The sequence below is a fragment of the Legionella cardiaca genome (assembly GCF_029026145.1).
In the GTDB taxonomy this organism is placed as follows: Bacteria; Pseudomonadota; Gammaproteobacteria; order Legionellales; family Legionellaceae; genus Tatlockia; species Tatlockia cardiaca.
Genome location: NZ_CP119078.1, coordinates 717,521 through 732,196, shown reverse-complemented (window position 1 = coordinate 732,196; position 14,676 = coordinate 717,521). Strand labels below are relative to the sequence as shown.

Here is a 14,676-nt window from a genome sequence, read left to right as displayed (position 1 = left end):
TATGATAGAAGTCACTAACAAACAAGCCCTTCGGAAGCTTTTACAGTACTAGGCACCTCTAAAGCAGTCAAACGAATGTCCAAATCCATTTTCATACTTGCTTCACCAGTATCAGCATTCCAAGCACTAAAGTTTACATTCGGACAGTTATCAGGGATGCTTATATATTTTTTTAAGAGCTTTAGACCCATCAATCTGCTGTCATTATCTAATTGATTTTGCATAACTGAATTGATACTAGCATTCAGTGCATCTCTTAACTTAGGTGTTTTTGCATTACATTGACCTAAAGCCATGACGTAAGCTCCTAGTAACGTATAACTACTGTTTATAGTTAGTACCTGGCTAAAGTAATCCTCAAAGCTTAAAGGAAACTTTTTATTATTCCATTCAACTGAGTTTTCCTCAGCTTGCGCAGGAAGAGAAATTTTTAATATTTCTTGTGTTATCTGCGGAATCTTCGGAGATATAGACGCAATTACTTCAACTAAGTCTTCGTGACTTAACACATGTTTTTCTTTAATTGCTTTAGTTACTTCCTTTATAACTCCAGGTAAAACATTTGCAACTTCTCTATCCCTTTCCAGTAAGGATTTCGCCACTGATTGTACAAAAGCGATCACACGTAATTGCCTGGTTATTGGCTCTGCTTTTAGCTTAGCGGTTGTAACAATTTCCTGAAGATGTTTATAGAAGTCAGGATCTTCCTGAATATAAGGAAATTGTTCACCCACAGTTTTCGATTTTCCTGAATTTATATCAGGCTGTTTCAAATAAGCCTGATAGTCTCCACAACATTTCGCAAGCGTTTCATCGTCGACTGTTTTAAGATTAAATTCTTCAAGAAGAACCTGATAAAAAGCACAACAATTTTCAGCTGTATAACCAAAAAAACCATAAGTCTTTGCTGCATAAGAAATTTCAAGGCGCTTACCGCGATAAAATATCGCTCCTAACAGAATACTGTGAGCGTTATCTAACTCTTCGCTACTGCCTTTTGTTGGAAGCTTAGGCAACAGTTGGTTAATACATGCCACTTGATCTCGACGTAATTCTTTATTTGTACTAACTAACCAACCGGTTTTTTTCTCTGCCTTCAGATCATATTTTGCCTCCAAGGTAGTCACTTTTTCACGTAGTTTCTCATAACTAACTGGGATATAACGTCCACAAAGATTATTAAATAATGATAGTAAGCTATTTGTCCTTTTTTGCAACTCTGCGTACTCTGGCAGCTCATAACCCATATAGTCTCCTTAAAATAGGCTTGAAATCCCTATTTTTGTCATTAAGCCTGAAAATGAGGTACCCCACGATGAAGTGGAATTTAATCGTCTTTTTTGCGAATAAAGATTGCCTTGCATATTAGTAGGGAAGAGCTCGAATAAGCTATTTATTTGCTGATAATGATTACTTTTGGCATAAACCCAATAGCAAAAATTCTCTAACTCTAAAAGACTTTTCTTATAGATTTCAATATCCAGCTGGCTCAAAGACTCAATGCCCAAGTGTTCCTGTAATAACTCCAATAAGGGTTTATTTAAAAACCATTGCAAAGCACTATCATATTGATACCAAATATACGCATAAATCCCAATTAAGACCAAACGTTTGGTTTCTTGATTGATAGTTACACCTGTATGTGTCTCTCCCTTATAGAAACAGAGGCATTCTGCGGTTTTTTGAATTAGGAAAGCATCATTAAGTAGTTCGGTACTTGGGAGAGTAGGTAAACAAAATAAACTGCCACATGAATACTTCGTTGCCAGAGCGCGAGTTAATGACTCCGAAAAATTTTTTGCATCTCGCAACAAATCTTCAAACATTGGCATTGTTCTCTCCTTGAAAGCCTTCGCCCACATCTACACAACGATGTCTGCTCCTCCAAAGCCATTAAAGCTCCTGCATAATCTGCGCCTTATTGATTGCTGCGCTGCAACCATCATTTACTCCATTAAACTTTGCTCCTTAAAGTGGTTCCAGCTTGCACGAAGCAAAGTTGAGGTTATGCAAACGTTTCATTGGAGCATTCTTTTTTATAACAATCTGCCAAAGAATTTGCAACAGTGAATTAATCCTAAAACATAGTTATAAAACATTAAATAAAAAGATTTTAACTATTTTTATTTGTTCAATTCTCTTCAAGTTTTATCATCCATCATGGAGGCGTATTGAACAAGCATGAATCACCATTGTTGAGGTAGGACTTTTCGAGGTTTTGAATCGGTGTCTGAAGTCGTTCTATAAGTGCCGGAAGGTCAACTTTTGTGCGACATTCATCTAAATCACGTAAAGTTTCTATTGTGGGCAGGCGTTCGTGCCTGGGCACCGCCAATTACAGTGCTCCAATAGGATTTTCTCTCGCGGTATCCTAAAGCATTAAATTTTTTTTTATAATCAGAGAGTGCTGTAATTAACGGTTCAATATTAAAGTGACGTTCATTTTCATGCCATACACCTTTTAATTGATACATCACACCTTTATCAATGACCTCATTACATTGGTCTAATAATTTAAGTCTTATCTGCTCACCCTGCCCATTCTGCGGCAGACAATCCAGCATCATCACTGCCATGTAGCGCACGTCCTTTTCCCAAATAGCGTGCTGAAATACACTGATGGAATTAAATACTCTTCCTGAAACATCCCGTAATGGTGCCTTAACTAATAAATCCTTGGGATGTTTCTTTAATATTGCGCTCATCTATCCTGTGCCGCCAACCCAGCTAAAGTAAAAAGGACTTGTAGCCGTAAACCAGGACGTATATTTAGTAAAGTTACAATGCGATTTATATTACTTTGTAGCATATTGTGCCAATTTGGCTAAAATACGGTTTTTTTGTATGAGTTCAGTACCAAACAAAGAAAAGCGTCTCCTCAAACTTTTTATCTCTTGAGATTCATCTGTTGTATCTAAATAATTTGAAATAAGTGCTATGAGATCTGTATTCAGGGATTCCAGAGGAGATAGCTCGCGTTTCTCTTGAGTCCTGGATACTCCGACATGATAAAATTTTGCATAGGGTGTATTAATAGAGCTTAAAAGACAATAAGATTGGATGCCTATCCGTGCCTGCATTGAAGAGATCCTTCAAACGCTATGTCGTTTTCAGAATGACAGAATGAAGAAGGAAACCTTTCAAAATTAGCTATGTTGTTTTTAGGATGACATATTAGCTACTAAATTTTGAATCGATGTGAGCTACTAAATTTTGATGAATATTATCAAAGCCTCGATTACTCATCACTAAAATAGCATCTCCGGGACGCGCTTCTTCAACTACAGCACTGACAATAGCATTTGCATTGGGTAAAACTTGATAAGGGCATACCCAATCTTTCACTACATTCTCAAGACTAAAGTGTTCAGGATTTAAAACGTAGGCATGGTCAACCGGTGCTAGCGCTTGTGCCATGGCGCCAGCATGAACACCTGTCTTCATTGTATAAGAAGCAAACTCAAGAACTGCCAAAATGCGTTTGTGGCGGCTACTTTGCTTCAAGGCGTGAATAGTCTTGGTTATTGCCGTAGGGTGGTGGGCAAAATCATCATAAACAGTAATGTCATAGCGATCTGATTTTACTTCTAAACGACGTTTAACAGGCTGGAATTTCGCTAAAGCCTGCGCCGCGACATTAACTTCTACGCCAGCATGATAACTCGCAGCTATAGCGGCCAAGCCATTTTCAATATTGAAATGTCCAATTAAAGGCCAATGGACTTCCGTCACTGGCTTTCCCTGGTGCCAAACTCGGAAGGCCCGCCCACTATTATCAAGCACTTCTGCGCGCCAAGTTGCATCGCCTTGAAAAGCTAACTCCTCGACTGATGAAAAAATCCCTTGTGACAATACTTTATTTAACGCAGCATCGTCACGCGGTTTAATGACCACGCCTTTCCCGGGAATTGTTTTTAAGTAGTAGTGAAATTGCTGCTGAATAGCTTCTAGATTTGCGTAAATATCAGCATGGTCAAATTCCAAATTATTCAAGATGGCAACTTCAGGCCGATAATGCATTAGTTTCGGTCTTTTATCAAAAAATGCACTGTCGTATTCATCTGCTTCGATAACAAACCAATTCCCCTGCCCCAAATGAGCACTTGTATTAAAATTGGGGGCAACACCACCAATCAGAAATCCTGGTTGCAATCCGGCCTGTTTCAAGATCAATGCCAACATTGATGTCGTTGTTGTTTTTCCATGCGTACCCGCCACCGCCAATACACGATAGCGTGGCAAGATATTTTCTGCCAGCCATTGCGGACCAGAAGTATAATTCTTTCCAGCATTAAGGACAGCCTCAAGTACAGGCATTCCTCTTTTTATGGCATTGCCCACAATAATGCAATCCGCTTTTAATGCTTGAGTGGTATCTTCATAACCTTCAGTCCACTCAATATCCTTTGCTCGTAATAAATCACTTACGGGAGGATAACAATTCGCATCACAGCCAGTTACCTTAAAACCAGCTTCCCTCGCCAAGATAGCCAAAGCACTCATAAAAGTGCCACTGATTCCCAAAATATGTAAATGCATAATTTTTCTCATCGCCAAAATGAAACTGTCAGGATATTAAATGCTAACAAACCAAAGCTTGCCAGGATTGCTGTTAGATAATCTACTTCAAGTGTATATTTATAAATATGCACGGTTATTAAAAATTGCCACACCGTTAAAATCAATGTCAAAACTAAATAAATAACTCCTAACAGTAAAGCAAGACCATTACCCATATTTGCCTCAGCCAAAGCTGGCGCTACAAGCAATAAAGGAATCGCAAAAAGATGCACAATGAAATGACTTGCTAACAGAGAAGTTAATGCCTGTACAGCCCGATTCGTTTTATGATTTAACTTTAGTAATATAAAAGTGAATATAAAATAGGCAACGATTAAACTAATACCTGCAGCAATTGAGTTTGATATTGTAAATTGCTGCTTTATATCCGCCATAAACCATTGTAATAGTATTAATATAAAAAATAAAAATGCAACAACAACCAATAATGGCATCGAGTAAGGGGTATTGGCTGGGCTTTCTCTGAAGGTAGAAACTTGCCAATAACGCTTAAAAATTACCTCCCACATTCCCTATCCTATGCAAAATAAAAAGCAGTTAAATTTGCCAGGTAAGTCCTCACCAAGCATTTATTGCCGCATTGTGTATGTGTAAATTAAACAAAGCTAAACATTACGTTTTTTAATAATTTTCACTTGTTGTACTACCGGTTGCCGCCAAGGTCCAGAAATTTTATAGGTGTATCCACTTATCTTTTGCATTCCTTGGTTAATTAGCTTACTTGCTACCCAAGTAGCAATACCTGCTATAGGTCCACCAGCAATCGTTGCGACTACAGGTAAGCTTGCGGTGATGTGGGGATTTACTTTCAAATCAAGATCATAGTATTGTTTAGCGATATCCAGATTACCTTTCATACTTGCATAGGCTACTGGTCCATCAATATAACTGTCTTGGGTAGTCATCACACCATTCGCAATACTAAAATTGCCTTTAAACTCATCAAAACTATAACCGTCTTCCGATAAGTCACTAAAATCTAATTTCAAACGTCTTGGTATTGTCTGCAAGCTCAAGATACTTAATAATTTACCTAAACCTAATTTTTCTTCTGTTTCTGGACTAAGATTGGTAATGCGACCATCTTTAAAAGAAATTCCCATTTCTCCATTCAGTTTTGTCAACGAGAAGTCATAAATAGGGCCGGCCCACCCTCCTCGAAACTGAACAATTCCTTTATCAGCCTCAACAACAGGACTTACTTTCCAGCTTTCTAAACTCTTGGCAAGATTGGTAATTTGCAAATCAGCCTGTAGTTGAGTTGCATTTACTTTGTTCTTTTCGGACCAATTTCCTCTTGCTGTCAATTCATAGAAAGGCGATTTAATTTTACAGGAATCAAGTTGCCATCGATTTTTTAATGTCATGGCTTTCAAGGAAACATCACCAATATTTAATCCACCCAATTGGAACGAAGCAATACGCAAATCAAGATTAGGCATATCAGCGGGTTTTAGTTTAGGTACGGTCGCTTCCGCAGTAAAATTTGTCTGTTGATTTTTTTCGAGATGCAATTTCTCAAATACCCCCGTCAGGGTATTACTTTTCGGTTGATAGCGTAAATTGGCAGCAATTTTTTCTTGATTTAAATGGATGGACCACCCACCCTTTTCAAGTTTCATTGCTTTAATTGAAAGGTTTTTATAGCTTTGATTAAAAATTTTAGCGAGCTGAAGTTTAATATCAATGGAACTTAAAACTGCTGGCAATCCCTGATTATTTGTATTTTGCACAATTTTTTCTTTTATACTCAACCATTGCTGCATATCAAAATCAGGCAAAGTCCCAGCGATTTGTAATCCATGTTGCTGTTCATGTCCCACAAAATCCGTATTACCGAAAATAATTTTGCCTTTTTGGAATTCAAAAGCACCTTTAGGACCTGTAAAGAATAAATCACTGCTCAGATTATTGTTGTAGTTAAAACGTAACCGTACGGCTTTTTGCGGATTAAAGTCAATGTCCACGACTAATGGCGTTTTCATTTCCTTTGTTTTTCCTAAAGGCGGGGGTAAATCAATGCTTAAACCACGTAATGAGGTTTGGATACGCAAATGATCGAGATCGCTCGGTTCATCGGTTAACGTTAATAAACTTTCTAACCATAAAGATCCCTGCATCAGGGAAAATACAGGCAAATTAAACTTCTCGCGAAGCACTGAGATATTTGTCTGGCCTTTGAGTCTTACTTCCGTGGATGGCTCAGGGCCTCTAATGGATTTAATTAATAAAGTAACCGGATTACCTAAGAGCGTGGCTTGAAGATCACTATCTAGTACGCTTTGTTGATCAAACTGCAAGGTACCATTTAAATTTTTTAACTCCACATCATCTAAAGCATGATGAACTTTCACGTTATTACTATGAAAAGCAATATCCCCTAAGGCGAGTATATCATCGTTTTCAGGATAAAGCGGTGCTTCTAATTGCAAGTCCACATCGACAGGACCTTTCATTTGCAGCATATTTAAAACGGACAGTTTTTTATTCAATGGCGAAGAACGCACATAAGATAAGGCTTTGCTGGAATCTGTTTCAGCTTTAGTGTGGATTAACAATGTCTCACGATCCAAACCCAAATCATTCACGCGTAGATTACCTTTATCAACGATAATATCCTGAAGATTTGCGTGTACTATATCAGCTTCAAGAATTCGTTTTTCCACGTTTAAATACGCTTCGATATCGCGAGTAATGGGCCAATTACGTGCAAAAATTAAATCAACTCCTGATAAATAACTTTTAATAGAGAACTCGCCAGGCTGTCTATCAAAGGGAAAATCACGCATATTACCATTAACGATAAGTTCGCCAGTTGCTTTATGAATACGTTTAATATCATTTTTAAGCCAGACATCCAGCTTGGGTTTCAAACGTTTTGACGGCAGATACATTAGCCACTGCTCTGCATCATTGGCTGAAAATTCTGCTTTCAAACGCAAAGGACCAACTGACTCTTTTGAAACCTCATCTGCAACACCTTGAGCGCTTAGTAAAAGATTAGGGTGACTTAAAACAAAACGCTCCATGCTGACTCGTAAACCTTGATCCAACTCCTTCCAATCAAACGCGGCATTGACCATCGAAAATGTCACCGGCGGCTGATTTTTAGGAACAATAGATGCATTCTCGCCATCAATCTCCAAACGCCCTTCTGTTGGTTGCCAATGGATTACCCCTGAAAGATTTTCAATACCTGGACGACTATCGTTTGCCAGCCATCCCAATTTGGCAAACCGCGTGAGTACATAATGAACTTCATTTTGCTGAAACTGTATCTGGGTGTCATGCAGCTCACCATAAGGTTTCATTGCCAGCACAGTATTCATTGACTCCGGCCAAGCAATAGATGCTGAAAATAAAGATTGCAGAAGAATATTTTTTACATAAATAAAATAATCCTGCTTATCTTGATAACGTACTAAAAATGAGTTTTCAGGCCATGAAGTTCCACTCAAGCGCAAACCAATGTGATCTCCTGATATTTGCCAGCCACCGTTTTTAATTGGACTCCAAGCCAAATTTGCTTTCAAGGACTGGATTAATTGATCTTTTTCAGTTTGTGTATCTGCCCATGCGAGATGCTGAAAATCCAATCGCGCTTGAGCATTAGCAAATTTTCCTTTTTCTACATCCGCCCATAATTGCAGGTCGCCTTTTCCACCTAATAACTGAAATCGGGTTTGAGGAATAAATTTTTGCCATTGGGCGGGTAGTAATTGTTGTACCGAGAAAAATACATGGCCTGAAGCTTTATTTAGTGCGGCAGAATTTAAATACAGATCGGCCAATAATTCAAAATTAGTTGCCGTGGCTTGTCCAAGATAAGCGCCGCCCTTTATACGATAATGCCCTGAATGATTAGCAATACTCAGATCAAAATCATTCAAAGGGATTAGTGTGCCGTCTTTAAAATACACATGGGCCGAAAAATTTTTTAATATTATTTTTTGCTGCGCTAGGATCCAATTCAAAATAGGTTTTAAGGTTTCGGCATCTAACGTCATCTTTTGCTGGTTGGCAATACCTTCGATTTGCCATCCATCCTCTGTTTGATGTAAATTTAAATGCAGATCATCAATAAAGAGTACACCGGGCTGAATTTGCCAATGCCATAAAGAACTGAATATATTGATACCAACAAATAATTTGTTTAATTTAACAACTGCCTTTTTTCCATCCAGGATTTCCACCTGATTTAGTTTAATTACCGGTTCAAACCAATACCAACCAGTTTCCATGGTTTTAATCGTTACAGGTTCACCCAGCAAAGTAGACAAATGCTGTTCTACATCGGCTTTATATTGTTTTGCCCAAGGGGTTAGGGCACGGAAAAGGCTAGAAATAACCGCCGCGGTAATAATTAGGATGGCTAATGGCATCCAGCATCGTTTAATAAATTTATTCACCGCGTTTTATTAATGTTGATAACAGAATTTTTACTATACCACTGCTTTTGCGCGTACTCATCACTTTCTTTCTGCTCTGCTCGTTCTTGTTTCGCTTTTTGCTGGTCTTCTAATCGTTCTAATAAACGTTTTATAGCATCTTGCTCTGTTTTTGCCTGTAAGTAAATAGTTTCATAATGTGAGCGTTGTTTCGCAAGTTGAGCTAAATGCTGGTTCATCTGACCCAGTGCCGTATCTAGTTGTGTAATAAAATCAAGACGATTACGAAGCCTGCCGACAGTACAACCTGCATCACCTAAATCATGCAATTGTTGAATATAGTCCTGGCGATAACCTAGTAATTGATTATGACGTGACTTGCCTGATACAAATTGTTCTCGCGCTCGCATTAAATTCTCACTTGCTAATTTAGTAGCCCGCTCTTTAACTGTGAGCAATCGTAATAACCGTTCTTTTCGTGAATTCATGAATTTGTTTCTTCCAATAAACCAGCCAACTCATCAAGGACCTGCAAACTAGTATTAAAATCTACCTTTTCATCCATATTTTGCACGATATATTCATTTATTTTATCACGATATTTAATAGCTTTGTCCAATTTTTTATCATTTCCCTTTACATAAGCACCTAACAGAATGAGATCCTTATTTTTTTCATAAATGGAAAGATACTTTTTAACAAGTAACATTTGCTTTATTTGCAACTCAGGGACAATTGTAGGCATTACCCGACTAATAGAAGCTTCCAGGTTAATGGCCGGAAATTGACCTGCTTCGGCAAGCTCACGGTCCAAAACGATATGACCATCCAAAATAGCGCGAGCTGCGTCAGCAATTGGGTCTTGCTGATCGTCCCCTTCCGTTAATACTGTATAAAATGCCGTAATAGAACCACTACCGGGTTTACCATTCCCTGCTCTTTCCACAAGTTGCGGCAATTTAGCAAACACAGAGGGAGGATAACCTTTAGTAGCTGGTGGTTCGCCTATTGATAAGGCTATTTCGCGCTGCGCTTGAGCAAAGCGAGTTAATGAATCCATTAGTAACAAAACATTTTTACCTTGGTCACGAAAATACTCAGCAATACTTGTGGCAACCATCGCACCATGCAGGCGCATTAAAGGGCTTTCATCCGCAGGAGCTGCAACAACAACTGCTCGGCTAAGACCTTCTTCACCTAAATTACCCTCAATAAACTCTTTAACTTCTCGCCCACGTTCACCAATTAAGCCAACGACTACTAAATCAGCGGCTGTAAAGCGAGTCATCATACTAAGAAGAACTGATTTACCTACACCACTTCCGGCAAATAAGCCAATGCGTTGTCCCTTTCCAACAGTGAGTAAACCATTAATTGCACGTACCCCCACATCCATAGGCGTATTGATTGCTGCACGCTTTAATGGATTAAAGGGTTGACTTATTAAAGGATAAGTTTCAAACGTTTCTATTGTTTCTTTATCATCAATAGGAATTCCTGCACCATTGAGTACTCGCCCTAACAAACTATTCCCCACTCCTACTTGAGCAACTTTCCCGCTGGGTATAATCAGCATTCCTCGGCCGATTCCTTGAGTATGGCCAATAGACATGAGGTAGGCATTATCATTGTCAAAACCTACAACTTCAGCCTCAACTTGTTTTTTATTATTAATTTTTACCCAACATCTCGCACCAACAGGTTGATGAAAACCACGAGCTTCCAGGGTTAAACCAACGGCACGACTTACTCGACCACAGTGAAGTAAACCTGTGGTCGGGGTGGATCGTAATTTACTTAGGGTTGGGATTAGCTGCGATTTGTAGGGTTTCATAGCGAATCTTTCGGTTGAGAACTCTGAGAGACTTGTAACTCGGAAAGTTGTTTCTTAAATATTTGCTGCAACCGTGTTTTCAACTGGCCATCTAATTCACTAAACTCACTTTTTAAATAAAAGTCCCCCCTCACTAAATTTTCATCAGCCACAAGAAAATTGCTTAGTTCAGTAGCTTGCTGTTTGTCCAGATTTTCAAGCAACCATTGAACATCCTCTGGATTCATTAAAAGTTGTTTATCCTCTCGAAGTGACGGCAATTCTTTTTTTATTTCATCCAGCAAAAGGAGTAGCTTATCGGGGTGAATTGAAAGTTCGATACCAATACAAACCTCACATACCCAGGTAATCGTTTGTATTAATTCATAACTCAGATCATTATCAAGTAAGGTAATTGGCTTTTTCAATAAAGCCAAACAATTTGCTAATTCTTGTCGTTGTAATTGTAATTCTTCTGCGGCTAATTGCATTCCTTCTTGATAGCCCTGTTTTTTTGCTTCCTCGCGTAATCTTTCACACGCTTGTGCAAACTCTTCTTGTGGATCAATTTCAATAATAGGCTCTGGATCAGGAGCTTTGAATTCCCAGACATCAAAAGCGTCCTTATCCTTTTCTTCATAGAGTGGCTGAAAATCATTATCCACGTAGCATCCTCTCTAGTTGATCAGCAAATTTTGTAGGAAAAATTAGATCATTTCATCGCCACCCTTGGTACCCAGGGCGATTTTTCCTTCTTCTGCCAAGCTCCTTGCGATAGCCAAAATATCCCGTTGTGCTTTTTCTACTTCACTAACTTTTACAGGTCCCTGCATTTCCAAGTCATCTCTTAATAAATCTGCAGCTCGTTTTGACATATTTCCAAAAATTTTTTCTTTAACGGGTTCTGTTGTTCCTTTCAATGCCAGCATTAACTGCTCTGTAGAGACATCACGTAATAAAGTTTGCACACTACGATTGTCCATGTCGACTAAGTTTTCAAAAACAAACATCTTATCTTTGATTTTTTCACACAGATCTTCATCCCATTCTTGAATTCTGTCCAAGACATCGGTTTCAACAGATCCTTCAAGAAAGTTAATGACATCGGCAACGCTCTTAATACCACCGGCCGAGGCTGTTTTACCAACTTTTTGCCCGCTTAATTGTCTTTCAATCACATGACCAAGCTCAGAAATAGCTTCAGGCTTCACCGTATCAATTGTACACATCCGTAATAATACTTCTGCTCGCTTTTCCGATGAAAAATAACTGACTACCTCAGCGGATTGTTCACTATCTAAATGAATTAATATGGTTGCAATGATTTGTGGGTGTTCATTACGAATGACATCGGCTATTAAACGAGCATCTAACCACTTCAGCCGATTCAATCCGCTATCCTTATCAGAAACCAAAATTCTGTCAATGAAAGGAATAGCATTCTCCTCACCTAATGCATTGATAAGTACGGTACGTAAATAATTTTCTGCGTCTACTGTAAGGCTAGTTTGATCTTCAATGGCGTTCAAAAACTCACCCAAAACACCTTGCATTTTTGCTTTGCTAACACTACTCATTGTAGAAATAGCCATGCCTACTTTTTGCACCTGTCTTGGCTCGAGGTGTTTTAGTACTTCGGCAGCATTTTTTTCACCCATTCCTAATAGCAAAATTGCAGCCCGTTCTATTCCATCCATGTCTACCCCCGCTCAACCCAGGTTTTTACTACTTGAGCCACCCTCTTGGGTTCTTTATCTACAACTTGGCGTAGCAATGCCAATTGCGATTCATAATCATTGGCATGTGGTAATAAATTCTGTTGTGCTTGATAAGTTAACTCAGCTTGTTCAGGCTCTTCTAACTCTTCCTTGCGCGTGCCAACCAAGGTTTTAAACAAAGGTCTGAACAGTCCAAAAACCAGAGCTAATAGGAAAAGACCAGCAGCCATTTGTTTTATTATTGACCAAAATGAGTCCTTTTGCCAAAAATGCAGATCTGGAACTGGGGCAATTGGTTCGGGTTTAACAAAATTACTATTTACAACATTCAAGCTATCACCACGCTTAGGATTAATTCCAATCGCATCAGCAACCAAAATTTTGATTTGATCAATTTCAGCAGGTGTTAATGGTTTTGTTTCATCTTTTTTTGTTTTTGGATTAAAAACCGTACGATTATCAACCAAAACAGCTACCGTCAGTCGCTTGATGGTACCTGGTTGATTTTTGGTATGACTAATCGTTTTATCAAGTTCAAAATTTTTAGTGGATTGCGAGCGAAAATCACTTCCTTCGACCGCATCCGTGTTATTGGTAATCTGATTATTATTTTTATTGGCATTCTGCTGTTGTGGTTGCTGTTGTGCTTGCAATCCAGCATTGGCAGGAGGCGCATTAGACAAAGAGCCAGGTACTCCACTAGGAGTTGAACCAATATTTCGCTTTTCTTCTGTTTTTTGCTCGCTTCGCAATGATTGTGACTCTGGATCATACATTTCCTGAGTTTGCTCAAAAGCAGTAAAATCAATATCTGCCGAGACTTTTGCTTTAACACGCCCATAACCTAAAAGAGGCGTCAGGATATCCTGAATTTTTTGTACATATTGTTGTTCAAGTGTTTGACGATAATCCATGTAACGTTCAGTATTAGTAAATAATGTTTGGCCACCACCTTCACTAAGTAGTTGTCCATTTTGATCAACAACGGTTACACGGCTGGAAGATAAACTTGGAATACTTGAAGCAACTAAATTAATAATTGAAGCAATCGTTTGTTTTTTTATTTCTGCCCCTGGATAGACATCTATAAAAACAGAAGCACTAGGTTCTCTATTATCCCTTACAAAGGCTGATTCTCTAGGAATAGCTAAATGTACTCGAGCGGATTTCACATCATGAAATTGGCTGATTGTACGAGCCAGTTCAGTTTCCAAGGCTTGTTTATAACGCGCATTTTCCATAAATTGACTGTTAGTAAATGCGTTTTTATCTGCAAACAAGTCAGAACTTCCAGTATTACTTCGAGGTAAGCCTTCTGCAGCTAATTTAAGACGAGCATTTTGTGCCTCATCAGTCGGTACTAAAATTGTTCCCTGATTCTGATCGACTTTAAATGCAATTCTGTTACGTTGTAATGAATCCACAATGTCAGCAGCATCGCGGGTACTAATTTCGTTATATAAAGGCATATAACTTGGCTCCCGCGACCATAAAACCACTGCTACACCTATAGCAACACTAGCCGCAAGCCCTAGCATTAATCCTAACTGTCTTGGGATTGATAAACTTGCAAATTTTGTAGCAGCAGTAGAAGCATTGTCAACCAATGCCATGATATAACTCCCCAGTTCTTTTTATGAGAAATCCCTATGTTGTTTTCTCAATCTTATTCTTTATAATTTCGTGTGAGTATGTTAAATAGGCATATTCATAATGTCTTGGTATGCTTGTACCATTTTATTTCTGACACGTAATGTAGCTTCAAATGCTAAATTCGACTTTTGAGCAGCAACCATTACTTCGCCAATACCAACGTTCGTATCACCCATTTCAAAACGAGCTTTCAAAGTATCTGAAGTTTGTTGCAAATTATTTACGGTTCCTAACGCATTCTGCAATACATCACCAAATGCAGGTGCATCAGCCGGACTAAATTCCACACTACCGCCCTCAGCTTTTGCTGCCATGGCTCGCAGCTGGTTTAATAAAGATACTGTATTTATCTCGCTCATAGTGAACTCCCAAGTATCTACGCTTTTCTAATAAAATCATTTACTTTGCGAAACTATACAGCATATCCTTCTTCACGCATTTTTGCCAATTTATAACGTAACGTACGTTCACTCACACCTAAAATTGCCGCAACTTGCTGACGATTTCCATTGTGTTCCTTCAA

At 38.7% G+C, this 14,676-nt stretch carries 14 protein-coding genes; all 14 read right to left on the bottom strand.

The genetic code is table 11. The features are described 5' to 3' along the window. Window positions 1-14 precede the first annotated feature (14 nt). Entirely contained in the window at window positions 15-1,247 is a 1,233-nt protein-coding gene (locus tag PXX05_RS03210; protein WP_275089617.1) for a hypothetical protein, read from the bottom strand. A gap of 9 nt (window positions 1,248-1,256) precedes the next feature. After that, window positions 1,257-1,832 carry a hypothetical protein gene (locus tag PXX05_RS03205; RefSeq protein ID WP_275089616.1) on the bottom strand — a complete coding sequence of 192 codons (576 nt, stop codon included), beginning with the start codon at window positions 1,830-1,832 and terminating at the stop codon, window positions 1,257-1,259. Window positions 1,833-2,285: 453 nt separating this feature from the next. Beyond that, window positions 2,286-2,705, bottom strand: a complete 420-nt coding sequence (locus tag PXX05_RS03200) for a hypothetical protein (protein WP_275089615.1) — start codon at window positions 2,703-2,705, stop codon at window positions 2,286-2,288. Between the two features lie 90 nt (window positions 2,706-2,795). Next, window positions 2,796-3,080 carry a hypothetical protein gene (locus PXX05_RS03195; RefSeq protein ID WP_275089614.1) on the bottom strand — a complete coding sequence of 95 codons (285 nt, stop codon included), beginning with the start codon at window positions 3,078-3,080 and terminating at the stop codon, window positions 2,796-2,798. A 94-nt stretch (window positions 3,081-3,174) separates the two neighbouring features. Continuing rightward, a complete protein-coding gene (gene mpl / locus PXX05_RS03190; RefSeq protein WP_275089613.1) occupies window positions 3,175-4,539 on the bottom strand; it encodes a UDP-N-acetylmuramate:L-alanyl-gamma-D-glutamyl-meso-diaminopimelate ligase in 1,365 nt (454 codons plus the stop codon). An 8-nt stretch (window positions 4,540-4,547) separates the two neighbouring features. Next, complete coding sequence (locus PXX05_RS03185) at window positions 4,548-5,090, bottom strand: hypothetical protein (RefSeq protein ID WP_275089612.1); 543 nt, start codon at window positions 5,088-5,090, stop codon at window positions 4,548-4,550. A 96-nt stretch (window positions 5,091-5,186) separates the two neighbouring features. Further along, a complete protein-coding gene (locus PXX05_RS03180) occupies window positions 5,187-8,990 on the bottom strand; it encodes a YhdP family protein (protein ID WP_275089611.1) in 3,804 nt (1,267 codons plus the stop codon). Further along, window positions 8,987-9,457, bottom strand: coding sequence for a flagellar export protein FliJ (gene fliJ / locus PXX05_RS03175; protein WP_275089610.1), 471 nt, complete (start codon window positions 9,455-9,457; stop codon window positions 8,987-8,989). Before fliJ ends, PXX05_RS03180 begins: the two co-directional genes overlap by 4 nt. Then, the gene (gene fliI / locus PXX05_RS03170) at window positions 9,454-10,803 is read right to left on the bottom strand and encodes a flagellar protein export ATPase FliI (RefSeq protein ID WP_275089609.1); all 1,350 of its coding nucleotides are present in this window, start codon (window positions 10,801-10,803) and stop codon (window positions 9,454-9,456) included. The genes fliJ and fliI overlap by 4 nt, the downstream gene beginning before the upstream one ends. Next, window positions 10,800-11,447 carry a FliH/SctL family protein gene (locus PXX05_RS03165; RefSeq protein ID WP_275089608.1) on the bottom strand — a complete coding sequence of 216 codons (648 nt, stop codon included), beginning with the start codon at window positions 11,445-11,447 and terminating at the stop codon, window positions 10,800-10,802. The genes fliI and PXX05_RS03165 overlap by 4 nt, the downstream gene beginning before the upstream one ends. Before the next feature lie 42 nt (window positions 11,448-11,489). Next, on the bottom strand, window positions 11,490-12,479 hold the full coding sequence (gene fliG, locus PXX05_RS03160) for a flagellar motor switch protein FliG (RefSeq protein WP_275089607.1): 990 nt from the start codon (window positions 12,477-12,479) through the stop codon (window positions 11,490-11,492). Between the two features lie 2 nt (window positions 12,480-12,481). Continuing rightward, complete coding sequence (gene fliF / locus PXX05_RS03155) at window positions 12,482-14,113, bottom strand: flagellar basal-body MS-ring/collar protein FliF (RefSeq protein ID WP_275089606.1); 1,632 nt, start codon at window positions 14,111-14,113, stop codon at window positions 12,482-12,484. An 81-nt stretch (window positions 14,114-14,194) separates the two neighbouring features. After that, a complete protein-coding gene (gene fliE / locus PXX05_RS03150) occupies window positions 14,195-14,512 on the bottom strand; it encodes a flagellar hook-basal body complex protein FliE (protein ID WP_275089605.1) in 318 nt (105 codons plus the stop codon). A gap of 53 nt (window positions 14,513-14,565) precedes the next feature. Then, window positions 14,566-14,676, bottom strand: a complete 111-nt coding sequence (locus PXX05_RS03145; RefSeq protein ID WP_275089604.1) for a helix-turn-helix domain-containing protein — start codon at window positions 14,674-14,676, stop codon at window positions 14,566-14,568.